Raw genomic sequence first — 16,168 nt, forward strand, 5'->3', positions numbered from 1 at the left:
GGTTTGAATCCTTGGATGAAATCAGCCAGGCTTTGTATGAGGCTGTGGAGTACTGGAATGCTCATCGGCGCCCTTATATCTGGAAAAAACGACCCCAGGAACAGCTTCCTTTGATGGGCGGTTTCAGCATTAGTCATGAATGCAATATATCAAATATTTAGCGAGAAGACCACTTAGATATAGCTGGTCAATGTCAACATATCGTCCTTCTTTATACACAATGACATCGCCCCTGTTAATCGCTATCCCCGGTGTACCGAAACTAAGACCGATGCGGAGATAGCCATTCCCATGCTCGTCAATTGCAAATCCTCCTTGAATTACAGCATATTGTAAGGTTACAGACCAGTAGTCTCCCCAGTCGACCGCTCCACCAGAATCGTCGCCACTCATTGGATGTACTGCTGCCCACGTCTTGTATGCATCGCTTTGCAGATACCTGTCGAACTCATCCTGCATAAACTCAGCAGTGACGGCGGAGGGAGCGATATGATTGTTCCACACGTCAAGTTCACCGAAGCGCATGCGCCAGTAGTCGGTGTCATTCCACAGATTGGCGATGGTGCGCGCCAGCCGCCAACATTCCGCATCGTTTTCGTCTGCCTGGCCGTTGGCGAGGGTGGCGCAGTGGCCGGATTCATCCTCGTATTTCAGCGGGTTAAACCGCACATACGCATAGCGATGGTAGTCGAGCATTGCCCGCCTCCGGTGCGATGCTGTCCGGCGAGAGGAAATGTCCCAGCGCCGGGTCATACCGGCGGGCGTCATAGAAGTGCAGCCCCGGCGCCGCCTCCTCCCGCTGCCCCGTGAAGCGATAGGTGGTCGGCGTCGTCCCCGACGCAAAGCGGGTGACGCTGAAGGGACGGTAGCGCAGCTCGCCCGTCCTGGTCGTCCCGCTCACGGAGAAGTGCGATGAATTCAACTTGAATCTACAGCTTGTGGGCGTTTATTGTGATTTTTATCTTAAATCCTTTCCGTTTTGCATGACGAATTCCCGACGAAATAAGCGGTGATTAAAAAGAGATGGCGGGGTCAAGCATCGACGGCTCGAGCGTGAAAACTGCGAACGATTCGCCTGTAGGGCGAAAGCCGAACGCATGATAAATGTCTTTGGCGCGTTGATTGCTGGCCTGGGTGTTGAGGAGAGCGCGCATACACCCGTGACGTTGCGCTTGCAACAACGCCTCCCCGAAAAGGGCGCGGCCGATTCCTCGTCCTCGCCAGTCGGGATGCACCGCCAGCCGCACCAACAGGCAGGTCTCCTCCAGAAATTGAAAGGCCATGTACCCAACCAGTTGATCGCCCACCTGCGCGACCAACACCGGACCTGCGTCCAGGGCGTCTTGCATCTGGCGGCGAGAATAGCGCCAGAGCGGCTCAAACGCACAGGCGTCCAGCGTTGTCAGGGCGCCCAGCTCCGTCGCTGCGGCCTGACGAATGCGACACGCTGCGGCGACGTCGAACTGCGGCCATCGTCGCCTCTGCAGGTCTTCGAGGGAGAAGAACTCGACGCGCTCGGCCTGCGCCATGCCGGCGCTGCGCAGGGCGCGATCGAGCCAGCTTTGTCGACTGTAAACAATGATTAGATAGGGCTGATGCTTCTCCAGCATGCGAGCCAATGCGCGCAACAGCACGCGCAGCGCTTCGGTCGGGGAGATGGGACGCTGAAAAGCCATTCCCTGTAGATAGACGCGCCGCGGCGCCGATTCACCCGTCGGCGCAGGCGTCTCCTCGCAGACGAAGATCAATAAAGCGAGCAGCGCGTCCTCTGCATTGCGCTCCAACACCAGGCAGCGCTGCTCTCGAACCGCAAGCTCGATGCCATCAAAATTCAAGTGGACCTGCTGACGCGGAGCGCTGCTCAACAGGCGACGAAGAGGCTCAACATCCGCTGCTTCGGCGATGCGAACCTGCATGGCGTCCCTTTCCCTCATTCCCAAAGTTCCTGCGCCACGATCCGCTGGGGCGTTCGGTTTCGGCAATAAGTTTAGGCCACGACGCCCTCAAGCGCAACGTGGGTGCGCGTTGCGTACATCGTTCCGGTTGCGACGAGGTTCCGGTCATGACAGGAGCATTGCGTTTGGTGGAGCCAGACAAAAGAGAGGGGACAACAAAACCGCCATCCCCTCGCCCGGAGATTGCGATCGGCGCCGGGGGATGCGCCGATCCGCACAGCTTTTTGGGGGAGGTCGGGGAATCCACATGTTGTCCCAAACAGCATTGCGGGGGGAGATGTTTGTTTCTACTTTAGCAAATTCACGTCAAAAGATCGTCAAAAAGTTTTTGACGCAAAGGCGTTCCGTATCATCGAACCGTTTGGCGAGGAGCTCCTTCGTTGATAGAATCAACTTGCAACCATCGGACGACAGCAACAAACTTCGATGCTCAATCTACGATTTTTCGGAACCGTCCATCTGACCTTTTCTGACGGCGGAGAGCCGGCCATCGCCACCGCCAAAGCGAAAGCGCTGCTTGCGTATCTGGTGACGGAAAGCGACCAGCCCCATCTGCGCGAGCAACTAGCTGCATTGCTCTGGCCGGAGGCGGATTCCAAAGCGGCCGCCCAGAATCTGCGCCAGGCGCTGTATGATTTGCGTCGTCGCCTCACCCCCCAGCTTCGCGCTGCGCCGTCTTCACTGCGTTTCCACTCACCCTATCTGACCGTCACGCGCCAGGACGTTGCGTTTAATTTCGACAGCGACTACTGGTGCGACGTCGAAACGTTCAAGGCGCTGATGGCGGCGGTTCATCAGCACCCGCACCCCCATTCAAGCGTCTGCCCGACGTGCGCCGCCCGACTGGAAGAGGCGGTGGCCCTCTACACCGGCGACTTTCTGGCAGGGCTGACGTTGCCGGATGCGGAAAAGTTTGAAGAGTGGCGGCGCTCTCGCGCCGAAAGTTTCCGCGCCCAGGCGATCGTTGCACTCAAAACGCTCGTCGAATTTCATGAGCGCCGGCGCAATTATGGGGCCGCTCAACAGTTCCTGCTGCGCTTCCTGGAGCTGGAGCCGTGGGATGAGGAGGCGCATCGCCACATGATGCGGTTGTTGGCGCTGAACAATCAGCGCATCGCCGCCATTGAGCAGTTCGAAAAAATGCGTCGACTGCTGGCGGAGGAGCTAGGCGTTGAACCGTCGCCGGACACCGTGCAATTGTTTCACCGCATCGAACGGGGACTGCCGCTGACCGATGACTCGATCGTAGACAATCCTTACAAAGGACTCTATCCGTTTTCACTTGCCGACAGCGCCGACTTTTATGGGCGCGAGGAAGTGGTGGATTATCTACTTCGGCGCCTGGAAACGCATCGCGCTGTGTTTTTAATCGGCCCCTCGGGCAGCGGCAAATCCTCGGTGATTCGCGCCGGCGTGTTGCCGGCGCTCCTGAGTTTGAGGCAGATCCCCATTTCAACTTCCGGCGGCCCACACGCGGGGCGGGTCTGGACGGTCCTCGATGTTCGGCCCGGCGCCGACCCGTTTCGCTCCTTTGCAGAGGCGTTGGTGCGTCAACTTGCGGTGAAGCGCGACATTGCAGACCTGGCCCGCCTTCTGAGCGAAGAAGGGACCACGCTTCATCATCTCTCCTTGCGCTTTCGCAGCCCGCGCGTTTTGATCTTCGTCGATCAATTCGAGGAGCTGTACACCCTCTGCCCCGTGCACACGACGCGGCGCGCCTTCATCGATTTTTTGCTTCGCACCGCCTCCACAGCCGACGAAAGCCCTCACATTTCCCTGCTGGTTTCGATGCGCGCCGATTTCACCGGACAGGCGCTGGCGCATCGCGAGCTGGCGGATGCGCTGCAGGCCGGCGGCATTGTGCTTGGACCGATGCGTCGGGATGAGCTACGCCGCGCCATCGAAGAGCCGGCGCGCAACCGTGGCGTCACCTTCGAGCCAGGCCTGGTCGATCGTCTGCTCGATGACGTCGGCGAGTCTCCCGGAAACCTTCCATTGCTGCAATTCGCCCTTTCCGAGCTCTGGCTCCGGCGCAGCGGCTGGCAGATCACGCACGAGACCTACGACGCCATCGGCGGCGTGGCCGGCGCGCTGGCGCGTTATGCAGACCAGGTTTATCAAGGCTTGAGTCCGGAAGAGCAGACGGCGGCGCGGCGCCTGTTTGTGCAGCTTGTCCAGCCCGGCGAGGAGACCGGCGACACGCGGCGACCGGCGCTGCGTTCAGAGTTGGAAGATTCCGCGTGGGCGCTGGCGCAGAAACTGGCGGACCTTCGGTTGGTCGTCGCCGGCCGCAGCGACGGCGAAGAGAGCATCGAGCTGGTGCACGAGGCGTTGATTCGCCACTGGTCTCTGCTGCGGGAGTGGATGGACGAAGACCGCGACTTTCGACGTTGGCAGCAGCGACTGCGCACCTTCCTGCAACACTGGCTCGCCAGCGGGCGCGGGCCGGAAGATCTGCTGCGAGGACTTTCGCTCACCGAGGCCGTGCGCTGGTCAGAGCTGCGTCGCGCAGACTTGAGCCGGATCGAACAAGAGTTCATCGACGCCAGCATCGAGGAGCATCAGCGTCGCCTGAAAGAACAGGAGCGCCTCCATCGACAGGAGCTCGAGCGGGCGCAGCGCCTGGCGGAGATGGAGTCTCAGCGCGCCGAAGAGGAATCTCGTCGCGCGGAACAGGAACACCGGGTCGCGCTCCGACTGCGCAGGTTGACGGTCGCCCTTACGCTTGTTTCACTCACTACAATTGCAGCAGCTCTTCTTGCATTTTTGTCGCGTCAGGAGGCGCAACGCTTTGCGCAAGTGGCGCTGGCGCGTCAGCTCGCGGCGCAGTCGCTCAATTTCGCCGATGACGCCGCCGACCTGGCTCTGCTCCTGAGCGTAGAAGCGCTCGAACGCATGACGGACCCGGCGGAGCAAACGGCGTTGTTGGCTGCCCTTCCGGTCAACGCCTTTCTAGATCGTTTCTTTTGGGGCAGCGACGGCGACATCACGCAGATCGTCGTTGCGCCTGATGAGAGCCGAATCCTTTGCGTCGAGGAAAAGGGCGGCGAAGCAACAGTGCGTCTTTGGGACGCAGCCAGTGGCCGCAGCGTCGGCGCTCTCATCCCGTCTGCGGCAGCCGCAACGGTGACGATTGCGCCCAATGCAACGCTGATCGCCAGTTCAGAAGGGACCGCCGTCCAGCTATGGAGCGGCGTCGACGGACAGTGGATCGGCGAGCTGCTTCCTCGCGTGGAGAGCGACGACGTGATCAATTTGCTTCAATTTACGCTGGATGGCAGTCGCCTGCTGGCGAAAACAATTCAAGGGGCGATCATCGTATGGGACGTCGAGAGCCAGACGGAGCTGCAGCGCTTCTTCCTACCCAGCGGCAGAGACGCAGTGACGCTCAGCCCCGATGGACGATTGCTGGCTGCGGTGCAGCCGATCGAAGAGGACATCGGCGTAGACATCTGGAGCATTGACGCCGGTCAACCGACCGGCGTGCGGCTGGGAGGCCATAGTTCGGTCATCAGCGCCGTCGCTTTCACGCCGGACGCAAAAGTCGCCGCCACGGTCAGTTTCGACGGCTCCACGCGCGTGTGGGACGTCGCCAGCGGCGAACTGCTGTTGGGGCCGCTCAACGAGCATGCGGGGCGGGTGCTCTCGGCGGCCTTCAGCCCCGATGGACGCATCCTCGCCACCGGCGGCGCCGATCGCTACGTCTATCTTTACGACGTCGCCAGAGGAAGGATCATCGGCGAGCCGCTCACGGGGCATGACAACTGGGTGCGCAGCCTGCGCTTCAACTGGCAGGGGAACGCCCTCTATTCGGCCACATCTGAAGGCAGGCTTGTGCGTTGGGAGATCGGACGGCGAGCGTTGTTGGAAGGGCATACGGATCGCGTGCGAGCCTTGGCGCTCAGCCCCGACGGTCGCCTGCTGGCGACGGCCAGCTATGACAGGCAGGTCCTTGTATGGGACGCCCAACAAGGGCGTCCGCTTATCCAGTTCCGGTCGCCTCACCAAAACGCCGTGCTTCAGGTCGCCTTCAACGCCGATGGAACGCTCATGGCCACAGGAGACGCCGGCGGATTGGTGGCGCTCTGGGATTTGGTGAAACAGGAAGAAAGAGGGCGATGGAAGGACGACATGGGCGACGTCATCATCGGGCTTGCCTTCTCACCGGACAACAGGCTGCTTGTCGCCGGGCATTTTTCCGGCAAAGTCTCGCTGTTCGATCTCACAGATGAAGCGTTGCGCAAATCGACTTTCATGGCGCACTTGCAGGATGGCTGGGTGCTGAGCCTCGCTTTCTCGCCTGACAGCGCCCTGCTGGCCACCGGCAGCCAGAGCGGCAAAATTTATCTCTGGAGCACGGATGAAGCCGCTTCGGGCGAGTTAAAAGCCCACGGCGTGCTGGAAGGGCACACTTACTGGGTGACCTCCCTGCTGTGGAGCAGCGACGGCGACACGCTCATTTCGGGCAGCGCCGACGGCAGCGTGCGCTTTTGGAACGTCGCAAGCCAACAGCCGTCCGCTCCTCCGCTCGAACTGGAAGGACAGGTCTGGGGCGTCCAGTTCTACCCACCCCATGGCGAGCGCACCCTCGCAACGTTGACCGGCGGGGGGGCGATCCACCTGTGGGACCTCGCGACCCACAGCCTTTTGGCGCCGGCGTTGCGCACCGCGCTGGAAACCGAGTCGTTTGCGGTCAGCAAACAGGGCGACGCAGTCTACCTGGCGAGCTTCGACGACCGCCTGGAAAAGTGGCGGTTGGACTCTCGGCCCTGGCGACGACGGAGCTGCGCGATGGCGGCGCGCGCGCTCAGTGAAGAAGAATGGCGACGATTCATCGGGGATGCGACTTATCGACCGGTCTGCTCCTCCCCTGCGACGGAGTGATAGAGGGTGACGATGTGTTGCGCCTGGCTCACTTCTCACTTCACCGTCGCTGCGTGATATAATTCACAAAGACAAGCATCACCTCAGGGACGGATGCCTCTTTCAATCATCCCCTTCAAACGAAGGAATTTATGGAACTCTGGGAACAATTGTGGAATGCCTTGCGCGCGAGTGAGCTGCCCGACCTGGGCGGCTGGAGCTATCTCATTCTTTTTATCTTGATCTTCGTTGAAGGGCCGGCGATCACTATGACGGCCGGCGCCCTGGCGGGCGCCGAGGTGCTGCGCTTTGATTGGGTGTTTGTCGTGGCGGTCGTCGGCAACACAGTTGCCGACTACACCTGGTATCTGCTCGGCTATTTTGGCCTCTACCATTCGCTGCCCGCCCTCTCCAGGCTGCGCTGGATGCAGCAGAACGAGGTGGCAATTCAACATCTCATCCATAACATTCACCGCCAGGCGACCCGGTTATTCATATTGACCAAAGCCTCCTTTGGCCTGATGTCGATCCCGGTTCTGATGGCTGCGGGCGCCGCTCGCGTGCCCTGGTGGCGCTTATTTGTCGTCAGCCTGATCTTTGAACCGATCTGGAACGCTGCGTTGATTTTGGCCGGCTATCTGCTGGGGGACTATATCTCTCACCTGGAACGGGGACTGCGCATCTTTGCGCTGATCGCCAGCATTCTGCTCTTCCTCCTGCTGGCGCACATTTATCGAGGGGTGTTTCGACGCGTCACCGGCATGGATAAGATACTGGAATGAATCGACGCGCGCCTCGGCGATTGGCGATGGACAAGCTTTTATTCTTGCCGAGAGAAAAATTCTGCGCTCCGCATCGTCGCCGCTGCGATGGCGTCGTCGAGCGCAATCTGTCCGTAAAACGCCTGTTTTAGCTCTGCATCCACTGCGCCCTCGATGTCAGCCCAGGTGGCGAGAGCGGGGAACGCGCGCAGCGTCGGAATGGCGTCGAGAAAGATGCGGCTGTTGTGCGGTCTGGCCTGCGCATCGAGAAACGCCGGGTCTTGCGCCAGGTCGATGCGCGAGGGGATCGTACGGCCGCTGCGCGCCAGGATCGTCTGCCCCACGCGCGTGTTGGCGAACTCGACAAACCGCCACGCAGCCTCCCGATAGGGGCTGGCGGCGGCGATGCAGAACGCATCGGAATGCAAAATGCTCGCCTGCTCTTTGCCTTGCGGAAGCGGGGCGACATCCCAATCAAACGCTTCGATGCGGCGAAACTCAGGCACCACGCGGCGACTTTCCATCAACATCGCAAGCCGCCCGTTCAGAAACCGGCTCAGGCTGCTTTCGGCGGCTTCGGCCACCGCGTCCGGAACCACGCGATGGGCGTTTTGTAAGCTGACAAACCAGGCCAGCGCCTCCCGGCTCGCCGGTTCGGCGAGCGCCAGCGCCGTCGGCGCCGCCGGGTCGTCCACGATCTCGCCGCCGTTCATCCAGATGAAAGGCGCCGCGCGCACCAATGCCGCTTCCACGCCAAAGCCATACTGGTCGATCTCCCCGTCGCCGTTCAGATCACGGGTCAGCATTTGCGCAACGTTCACAAAGTCATCCCAGCGCCAGTCGTTCGTCGGATAAGGCAGACCCGCTGCATCGAACAGATCTTTGTTATAGTAAATGACCGGGCTGGACATGTTCTGCGGCATGCACATCAATTCCCCGCGCCAGGTGAAGGCGGCGAGCGCCTGCGGATAGAAGTCCTCTCGACGCAGGACGTCGCTCTGCGCCAGAAAAGCGTCGATCGGCGCGATGGCGTCGCGCGCCGCGAAGGGGCCGTAACGCCGATAGTTGATCAAAAAAATGTCCGGGGGCGTCCCGGCGGCGAAATCGGCGGTGAGCCGCCGTCGAAAGTCGCCTTGCCCCGGAATATTCAGCAGCTCGACGCGAATTTCCGGGACTTCCGCCATGAAATGCTCGACCAGCGTGCGATAGGCCTCCTCGTCGGCCGGGTCGCCGGAGATGAGAAAGGTCACCGACGTCTGTTCGGGCGCGCGCGCAGAAGAAGGCTCCAAGGCAACACAAGCCGCCGACAACAGCAAGGCGATTCCCAACACGCCGACGATCCGAATCATCTTCGTTCCTCTTTCGTTCGGCTTCCAGCCGAAAGTTGGAGATGGATGGGTGCGTCACGCCAGAGGCGTGAGCTGCGTAGATGGAGTGATGCATCTTTGTCCAAAATTATTTGCAGCAGCAAATACAAAACCAGCACCGGCGCGACCATGACGACGACGGCGGCCATCAGCAGCGGCCAGTTGGTGGCGTCCATCTGTTGCAACATGCGCAGCCCCACCGCAATTGTAAAGCGCTGCGTCGATTTCAGAAAGAGAAGCGGATCGACGAAATCGCTCCAGTAGTGCGTGAAGGCCAGGACGGCCACAGCCAGCGTCGTCGGCCTGGCGAGCGGCAATGCAATTCGGCGCCAGAGCGCCCAGACGCCCGCTCCGTCCAGGCTGGCCGAGTCGTAGATCTCACAGGAAATGCGATGAAAGCTCCAATAGTACATCAGCGCCAGCAGCGAGCGCGTCCCCAGCAGCGCCGGCGCGACCAGCGCTGCGTAGCTGTCGAGCAGCCCCATGCCGGAAAAGAGCACGTACCGCGGCAGCCAGACTGCGCTGGAAGGGATCAGCATCAACAGCAGCGCCAGCCCCACCAGCCAGCGACGACTTGAGGCCGGCAACCGGCTCATGGCGAAGCCGGCCCATGAGGCGGTGAGCAGGGTGATGAGCGCGCCCGCAACGCTGACCAACAGGGAATTGCCGATCTGTCTTCCCAGCGGCGCGACGCGGAAGATTTCGAGGTAGTTCGACCATGCCACCCCCTGCGGAAACCATGCCAACGTGCGCGGGGGCGGCTGCCCAACCGGCTGCAACGAGGCGACGAGCAGCCACAGCAACGGCGCGGCGTAGAGGGCGGCGACACTCCACGCCAGGACATGCCGGAGAAGTCGCCCGATCCTCTTCCGTCGCCACAGACGAACGATACGCTGCAGCGCTGTGGAGCCGAACGGCGCAGAAAGCGCCTGCATCGGTTTCACCGCCGTCGCCGCGCCCGACGCCCTCTGAGGGGTTTTCCTACGCTGCATCCTCTCTCCACCATCGACGCGTCAACCAGCCGGCCAGCCCGATCGGCGGCCCGATGAGCGCAAAGACGACCACCATCATGGCCGCCGCCTCGCCGAGACGCAGATGGGTGAAGGCTTCCTCGTACATCAGAAAAGGCAACAGCGTAGTGGCGTAGCCAGGGCCGCCGCCGGTCATGAGGATCACGGGCGTCAGGCTGCTATGGATGGCCATCACCAGATCGCGGATCAGCAGCAGCAAAAGCCAGGGCGCCAGCCAGGGCAGCGTGATATGCCAGAAGGTGCGCAGACGATCGGCGCCGTCGATCTGCGCGGCGTCGTAGATGCTGTCGGGCGCAGTGCGCCACGCCGCAATGAGCAGCAACATTCCTTCCCCCACGCGCACCGCCGCCACGATGACGAGCGACGCCAGCGCCGTGCGCGGGTCGACGAGCCAGGCGGGCGTCGGCAGCCCGAGCCAGGCCAACGTCAGATTGATCGGCCCATACAGCGGATTCAAGAGCCACAGCCAGATCAGCGCGTAGGCGACGTCGGGCAGGACGCTGGTCAGATAGACCGCAGCGCGATGGACGCGCACGCCCCGCCGTTCAGGGTGAAGCAACAACGCAATCATGAGCGCGCCGAGCGCCTGCAGCGGCGCGGCGCTAAACGCAAAGACCAGCGTGTTGCGCAGCGCAATCCAAAAGACTTCGCGACGAAAAATTACGGCGAAATTCTCAATCCCTCTCCAGGTTGGCGGGGAAAGCGCATCGTATTGCACAAAGGCCAGCGCAAAACTCAAGAATGCAGGCAGGACGACCAAAAGCAGCGCGCCGAATACGAACGGCGCAGCCATCAGCCAAAGCTGCGCATGCCAGAGCTGTCCAGGGCGGAAGAAGCGCGAGGCGGTTATTTGGGATGAAGCGGAAGCGGCTCCGCTGCGTTTCGCTGCCATCATGGATACGAAGATCAATTATGGCACACTCGCCGATCGCAGGGCGAATCGCAAAGCCTCTCTTCGTGTACAATGATTTCAATGTTTTGGACAGGCGCTGCAGCTTGATGGCGTCGATTCCGAGAAAGAGCGCATCGATCTCGCCATTTTCTTTGCGCCTTGACGGCTTTGCGTTGACTCTGTTTTCACAGCGGAAGGTTTGCAAATATGCACAATCTGGATCGACTCTTCGTGCGGAGAAACCTGGGCTTTGTGCGGGTGGCGAGCATTTCGCCGTCGCTGCGCGTGGCGGATGTCGACTATAACGTGGATCAAATAACGGCTGCACTGAGGGAGGCGCAGAAACAGGGGGTGCAGCTGGCGGTCTTTCCAGAACTGTGCATCACCGCCTACTCCTGCGCCGATCTCTTCTACCAGCGCAGGTTGTTGGACGCCGCCCTGGAAGGATTGCATCGCCTCGCCGAGGAGAGCGCTCGGCTCTCGATGAGTTGCATCCTCGGCCTGCCCCTGCGGGTGGATGGCCGACTGTACAATTGCGCGGGGCTGGTCAGCGCAGGGCGCATCGTCGGCGTCGTTCCCAAGAGCTACCTGCCCACGACGGGTGAATTTTACGAGCAGCGCTGGTTCACGCCCGGCGATCGGAGCCTGCCCCCGACGCTTGAGCTCGCAGGCCAGTCCGTTCCTTTTGGAACCGATCTGCTTTTTGCGGCGGAGGAAATGCCGGCGTGCGTGGTCGGCATTGAAATCTGTGAAGATCTGTGGGCGGTGGAGCCGCCGAGCGGTCGTCTGGCGCTGGCCGGGGCGACGTTGCTCGTCAATCCTTCGGCCAGCAACGAGCTGTTGGGCAAGGCCGACTATCGACGCGACCTGGTGCGCCAGCAGTCGGCGCGCTGTCTGGCCGCCTACATCTACGCCGGCGCGGGCGACGGCGAATCGACTACGGACGTCGTCTATAGCGGACATTGCCTGATCGCAGAAAACGGCCAGCTCCTGGCGGAAAGCGAACGCTTCCAATTAGGGACGCAGAGGATCGTCGCCGACGTCGACGTCGAGCGGCTTGACCACGAACGGCTGAAAAACAGCGCCTTCAGCCAGGCGAGAGCCGCAAGCCACCTGCGCCGCGTCCCCTTCTCGCTCGCATCCACAGAACAGCCCGCCGCCCCCCTGGCGAACCGTCCCCTGTCGCGCACGCCCTTCGTGCCCGCCGATCCGGCGCGGCGCGCCGAACATTGCCGCGAGATTTTCAATATTCAGACGACGGGGCTGATCCAACGGCTGCGTCACACCGGCGCCGGTCGGGTGACGCTCGGCGTCTCCGGAGGGCTCGATTCCACCCTGGCGCTGCTCGTCTGCGTGCGCGCCTTCGACCGCTTGGGGCTGGATCGGACGGGCATCCTGGCGATCACGATGCCGGGCTTCGGCACTACGGCGCGCACGCGCAGCAACGCGGAACGGCTGGCCCAGGAGCTTGGCGTCACCCTGCGCACCATCCCGATCGCAGCAAGCGTCCGCCAACACTTTCGCGACATCGGGCACGATGAGAATGTGCACGACGTCACCTATGAAAACGCCCAGGCGCGCGAACGCACGCAGATTCTGATGGACGTCGCCAACCAGACCGGCGGCCTGGTGGTGGGCACGGGCGACCTCTCGGAGGCGGCTCTGGGCTGGATGACGTTCAACGGCGATCACATGTCGATGTACCACGTCAACGCTGGCGTGCCCAAGACGCTGGTGCGCTACCTGGTGAGCTGGTGCGCCGATGAAGTCTTCACCGGCGCCATCGCGGACATCCTGCGCGACATCGTGGAGACGCCCATCACGCCGGAGCTGCTGCCCCTCCAAGACGGCGAGCGCCTTGCACAGAAGACGGAGGAGACGATCGGACCTTATGAGCTGCACGATTTCTTTTTGTTTCAGGTCGTGCGTCACCAGTTTGCGCCGATCAAGGTCTTTTTCCTGGCGCGCCAGGCGTTCGCCGGCGTTTACGACGAGAAGACTATCTTGCACTGGCTGGGCGTCTTTTACCGTCGTTTCTTTGCGCAGCAATTCAAGCGCTCGTCCATGCCCGACGGCCCCAAGGTCGGTTCCGTGGCGCTCTCCCCACGCGGCGACTGGCGAATGCCCAGCGACGCCAGCAGCGCCCTGTGGAGCGCGCAGATCGACCGGCTGATGAGACAGCTGGCATAATCTGGGGTTCCTTGTAACTTCTAAATGTTTTGAAATTTATGGGCGACATGCTACACTTTCATCCCAAGCTTTTCCTCAAGGGCGTGGACAGAGGACGATTTTTCAGAAAAAAAATTGCACTCTGAGCGGTTTTCTCTGGAGTTGTCTACTTTCACACGCAGTCCCTGAGATGCAGGAAATCGAGTCGAGGCTTCACAGATCTGCCCTCTAGCGGATGTTCGCTCTTGGAGTTGGAGGTTAGGCTCAATGGCCGAGTACGCCGTTGAACTGCGCAATGTGTGGAAACGGTTCCCCGGACCGGGCGGCGAGGTCGTCACCGCAGTCAAAAATGTCTCATTGCAGATCTACGATGGTGAATTCTTCGCTTTGCTTGGCCCCTCAGGCTGCGGCAAAACGACCTCGCTGCGCATGATTGCAGGCTTTGAACTGCCCAGCGAAGGCGAAATTTTCATCCATGGACGCCCCATGGGCAAAACGCCCCCCTATCAACGGCCGGTGAACACCGTTTTTCAGAGCTACGCCCTTTTCCCCCATATGACCATCGGTGAAAACGTGGCGTTCGGTCTGCAAATGAAAGGCGTGGACAAAAAGGAAATTGCGCGCCGCGTGGCCGAGGCGTTGGAGATGGTGCGCCTTTCCGGCTATGAGAAGCGCAAACCGAAACAGCTCTCCGGCGGACAACAGCAGCGCGTCGCCCTGGCGCGTGCGCTCGTCAACCGACCGGAAGTGCTGCTGCTCGACGAGCCGCTCGGAGCGCTCGACCTGAAGCTGCGCAAAGAGATGCAGCTCGAGCTGAAACGCCTGCAGCGCGAGGTGGGCATCACCTTCATCTTCGTCACGCACGACCAGGAGGAGGCGCTGACGATGAGCGACCGCATCGCCGTCATGGAGGGCGGCGTTGCGCTGCAGGTGGGCACCGCCAACGACATCTACGAACATCCCAACTGCCGCTTCGTGGCCGACTTCATCGGCGAAACCAACTTTCTCGACGGCACGGTTGCCGAAGTCGACACCGATAAAGCGCGCATCGATCTCCCCGGCGGCGTCAGCCTGTGGGCGCACACGCCGCAGCGCGTCGCCGTAGGTCAGGCCGTGACGGTCACCGTGCGACCGGAAAAGATGCACATTCGCCCGAACGCCACCGACGTCAACCAGGTGACAGGCTACGTCACGGACATCGTCTATATCGGCACCGACACGCACTACGGCGTGGTCTTGAGCGGCGGCCAGACGATCCGCGTGCGCGAACAAAATTACTCTGCGGAGTCGCGCCTGCTTGCACGCGAGGGCGAAGCAGTGTGCGTCCGCTTTTCGATCGAAGCCGCCCGGGTTCTGACGGAGTAGCCGGTATGATCCAGCACATTCGTGAAAATCGCCGTCTGCAAGGCTTTCTGCTCATCCTGCCCGCCATGTTCGTCATGGTGACGTTGCTCGTGATCCCGTTGACCCTGACGGTGATCACCAGTTTTGGGCAGCGCGACGCCGACGGCAACGTCATCTACACCTTCACGTTGGAAAACTACTGGCGGCTGCTGGGCTTCACCGAACAGGGATGGGACGATCTCTATCTGCGCATTCTGCTGCGATCGCTGTGGCTGGCCGTGCAGACGACCGTCATTGTGATCCTGATGGCCTACCCGCTGGCCTATTTCATCGCCCGCTCGCCGGAAAAACGGCGCAATTTCCTGCTCTTCCTGGTGTTGGTGCCGCTCTGGACGAACTTCGTGATTCGCATCTACGCCTGGGTGATGATCCTGCGCAGCCAGGGGGTGTTCAACTCGACGCTGGGAGCAATGGCGGGCCTGCTGAACGTTCCCTTCCAACCGTTGGACCTCTACCCATCCCAAACCGCCGTGCTGATCGGCATGGTCTACGAATTCCTGCCCTTCATGATCCTGCCGATCTACACCTCCCTGGAAAAGATCGAGCCGAGTCTGTATGAGGCGGCCGCCGACCTGTACGCCAACGCGTTTCGCACCTTTTGGCGCGTTACAGTGCCGCTCTCGATGCCGGGCATCGTCGCCGGAACCATTCTGACCTTCATTCCCGTGATCGGCACCTTCGTCGTCTCCGACATCCTGGGCGGGCGACAGGTGATCCTGGTCGGCAACCTGGTGCAACGCCAGTTTCTCGACGCGCGCAACCCGCCCTTCGGCGCCGCCGCTTCCATCATTTTGCTGGTCATGACGCTGGTGTTGACGCTCTACTACACGCGCCGTTTTGGCCTTGGAGAGGAGATCGCAGCAGGATGAGCGCCAAAAAACGATCGCCCTGGCTGACGCTCGTCTCAATTTTGGTCTATTTTTTCCTCTACGCGCCCATCATCGTGCTGATTGTCTTTTCCTTCAACGCCTCGCGCACAAACGTGGTGTTTGAGGGCGTGGTCAATCAAGGCCCCTGCGGCCCTTTCTACTGGTACTGCGAGCTCTTTCGCAATCGCAGCGTGATGGACGCCACGCGCAACACCCTGATCATCGCTTTCACCTCGACGGTTGTCTCGACCATCATCGGCACGATGGCGGCGTTGGCGCTCCAACGCTATGACTTTTTCGGCAAGAAAGTTTCAGAGACGGCGCTCTACTTCCCGATCGTGACGCCGGAGATCGTCATGGGCATCGGGATTCTGGTCTTTTTCAGCGCCGTCTTCGGCTGGATCAACACGGCGCTGGCGCTGGCCCCCAATCAACGTCTGACGATGGGGCTTGGCACGGTGATCGTTTCTCACATCGCCTTCAGCATCCCCTTTGTCACACTGGTGGTGCGCGCCCGCCTGCACGGCTTCGACGACCGCCTGGAGGAGGCGGCAATGGACCTCGGGGCCAACGAGTTCACAACCTTTCGCAAAGTCACCTTGCCGCTGATCGCTCCCGGCGTGCTGGCCGGCGCCATGCTGGCTTTCACACTTTCGCTCGATGATTTCATCATCACGTTCTTCACGACGGGTCCAGGCGCTACGACGCTGCCTATCTACGTCTATGGCTTGCTTCGCCGCATCGTAACGCCAGAGCTGAATGCGCTCTCCACCATTTGGGTGCTCGTCGTGTTGATCGTCGTTGCAATTTCCCAGTGGTTTCAAAGGCGAGAATAACTTGGACAGAAAGGATGCGAC

The 16,168-nt window shown here is 61.1% G+C and carries 12 protein-coding genes; 6 read left to right on the forward strand and 6 right to left on the reverse strand.

What is annotated here, in order from left to right:
• Window positions 1-129: 129 nt before the first annotated feature.
• From Q0367_RS16230 to Q0367_RS16240, 3 genes are all read right to left on the reverse strand, one after another.
• Entirely contained in the window at window positions 130-696 is a 567-nt protein-coding gene (locus Q0367_RS16230) for a hypothetical protein (protein ID WP_297634001.1), read from the reverse strand.
• Window positions 659-922, reverse strand: a complete 264-nt coding sequence (locus Q0367_RS16235; RefSeq protein ID WP_298983538.1) for an RHS repeat-associated core domain-containing protein — start codon at window positions 920-922, stop codon at window positions 659-661. Before Q0367_RS16235 ends, Q0367_RS16230 begins: the two co-directional genes overlap by 38 nt.
• A gap of 91 nt (window positions 923-1,013) precedes the next feature.
• A complete protein-coding gene (locus tag Q0367_RS16240; protein WP_298983540.1) occupies window positions 1,014-1,916 on the reverse strand; it encodes a GNAT family N-acetyltransferase in 903 nt (300 codons plus the stop codon).
• Window positions 1,917-2,381: 465 nt separating this feature from the next.
• Here Q0367_RS16240 and Q0367_RS16245 point away from each other — a divergent pair, with 465 nt between their 5' ends.
• Together Q0367_RS16245 and Q0367_RS16250 are read left to right on the forward strand one after the other, a co-directional pair.
• Complete coding sequence (locus Q0367_RS16245; protein WP_298983542.1) at window positions 2,382-6,839, forward strand: BTAD domain-containing putative transcriptional regulator; 4,458 nt, start codon at window positions 2,382-2,384, stop codon at window positions 6,837-6,839.
• 131 nt (window positions 6,840-6,970) lie between these two features.
• Entirely contained in the window at window positions 6,971-7,600 is a 630-nt protein-coding gene (locus Q0367_RS16250) for a DedA family protein (RefSeq protein WP_298983545.1), read from the forward strand.
• A gap of 38 nt (window positions 7,601-7,638) precedes the next feature.
• On the opposite strand, the gene Q0367_RS16255 is transcribed toward Q0367_RS16250, so the two are convergent.
• From Q0367_RS16255 to Q0367_RS16265, 3 genes are read right to left on the reverse strand one after another with little or no spacing between them, the layout of a single operon-like run.
• On the reverse strand, window positions 7,639-8,928 hold the full coding sequence (locus Q0367_RS16255; protein WP_298983548.1) for a sugar ABC transporter substrate-binding protein: 1,290 nt from the start codon (window positions 8,926-8,928) through the stop codon (window positions 7,639-7,641).
• Window positions 8,925-9,938: a carbohydrate ABC transporter permease gene (locus Q0367_RS16260; protein ID WP_298983552.1), complete on the reverse strand. Its 1,014-nt coding sequence runs from the start codon at window positions 9,936-9,938 to the stop codon at window positions 8,925-8,927. The genes Q0367_RS16255 and Q0367_RS16260 overlap by 4 nt, the downstream gene beginning before the upstream one ends.
• A complete protein-coding gene (locus Q0367_RS16265; protein WP_298983555.1) occupies window positions 9,928-10,872 on the reverse strand; it encodes a carbohydrate ABC transporter permease in 945 nt (314 codons plus the stop codon). Before Q0367_RS16265 ends, Q0367_RS16260 begins: the two co-directional genes overlap by 11 nt.
• A gap of 204 nt (window positions 10,873-11,076) precedes the next feature.
• Between Q0367_RS16265 and Q0367_RS16270 the strand changes: the two genes are divergently transcribed.
• The 4 genes from Q0367_RS16270 to Q0367_RS16285 all read left to right on the forward strand — a co-directional run bounded on the left by Q0367_RS16270 (window position 11,077) and on the right by Q0367_RS16285 (window position 16,147).
• Window positions 11,077-13,059, forward strand: coding sequence for an NAD(+) synthase (locus Q0367_RS16270; RefSeq protein WP_297633978.1), 1,983 nt, complete (start codon window positions 11,077-11,079; stop codon window positions 13,057-13,059).
• A gap of 246 nt (window positions 13,060-13,305) precedes the next feature.
• Window positions 13,306-14,403, forward strand: coding sequence for an ABC transporter ATP-binding protein (locus Q0367_RS16275; protein WP_297633975.1), 1,098 nt, complete (start codon window positions 13,306-13,308; stop codon window positions 14,401-14,403).
• A gap of 5 nt (window positions 14,404-14,408) precedes the next feature.
• Window positions 14,409-15,311, forward strand: coding sequence for an ABC transporter permease (locus Q0367_RS16280; RefSeq protein ID WP_297633972.1), 903 nt, complete (start codon window positions 14,409-14,411; stop codon window positions 15,309-15,311).
• Window positions 15,308-16,147 carry an ABC transporter permease gene (locus tag Q0367_RS16285; RefSeq protein WP_297633969.1) on the forward strand — a complete coding sequence of 280 codons (840 nt, stop codon included), beginning with the start codon at window positions 15,308-15,310 and terminating at the stop codon, window positions 16,145-16,147. The genes Q0367_RS16280 and Q0367_RS16285 overlap by 4 nt, the downstream gene beginning before the upstream one ends.
• Window positions 16,148-16,168 lie beyond the last annotated feature (21 nt).

Source organism: uncultured Caldilinea sp. (assembly GCF_937128415.1).
In the GTDB taxonomy this organism is placed as follows: domain Bacteria; phylum Chloroflexota; class Anaerolineae; order Caldilineales; family Caldilineaceae; genus Caldilinea.

What these genes read in the sequence shown, in the direction of transcription:
- Q0367_RS16260 (WP_298983552.1), bottom strand. Translation starts at nt 9,938, where the DNA reads ATGCAGCGTAGGAAAACCCCTCAGAGGGCGTCGGGCGCGGCGACGGCG.
- Q0367_RS16285 (WP_297633969.1), top strand. Translation starts at nt 15,308, where the DNA reads ATGAGCGCCAAAAAACGATCGCCCTGGCTGACGCTCGTCTCAATTTTG.
- Q0367_RS16265 (WP_298983555.1), bottom strand. Translation starts at nt 10,872, where the DNA reads ATGATGGCAGCGAAACGCAGCGGAGCCGCTTCCGCTTCATCCCAAATA.
- Q0367_RS16240 (WP_298983540.1), bottom strand. Translation starts at nt 1,916, where the DNA reads ATGCAGGTTCGCATCGCCGAAGCAGCGGATGTTGAGCCTCTTCGTCGC.
- Q0367_RS16275 (WP_297633975.1), top strand. Translation starts at nt 13,306, where the DNA reads ATGGCCGAGTACGCCGTTGAACTGCGCAATGTGTGGAAACGGTTCCCC.
- Q0367_RS16255 (WP_298983548.1), bottom strand. Translation starts at nt 8,928, where the DNA reads ATGATTCGGATCGTCGGCGTGTTGGGAATCGCCTTGCTGTTGTCGGCG.
- Q0367_RS16280 (WP_297633972.1), top strand. Translation starts at nt 14,409, where the DNA reads ATGATCCAGCACATTCGTGAAAATCGCCGTCTGCAAGGCTTTCTGCTC.
- Q0367_RS16250 (WP_298983545.1), top strand. Translation starts at nt 6,971, where the DNA reads ATGGAACTCTGGGAACAATTGTGGAATGCCTTGCGCGCGAGTGAGCTG.
- Q0367_RS16270 (WP_297633978.1), top strand. Translation starts at nt 11,077, where the DNA reads ATGCACAATCTGGATCGACTCTTCGTGCGGAGAAACCTGGGCTTTGTG.
- Q0367_RS16245 (WP_298983542.1), top strand. Translation starts at nt 2,382, where the DNA reads ATGCTCAATCTACGATTTTTCGGAACCGTCCATCTGACCTTTTCTGAC.
- Q0367_RS16230 (WP_297634001.1), bottom strand. Translation starts at nt 696, where the DNA reads ATGCTCGACTACCATCGCTATGCGTATGTGCGGTTTAACCCGCTGAAA.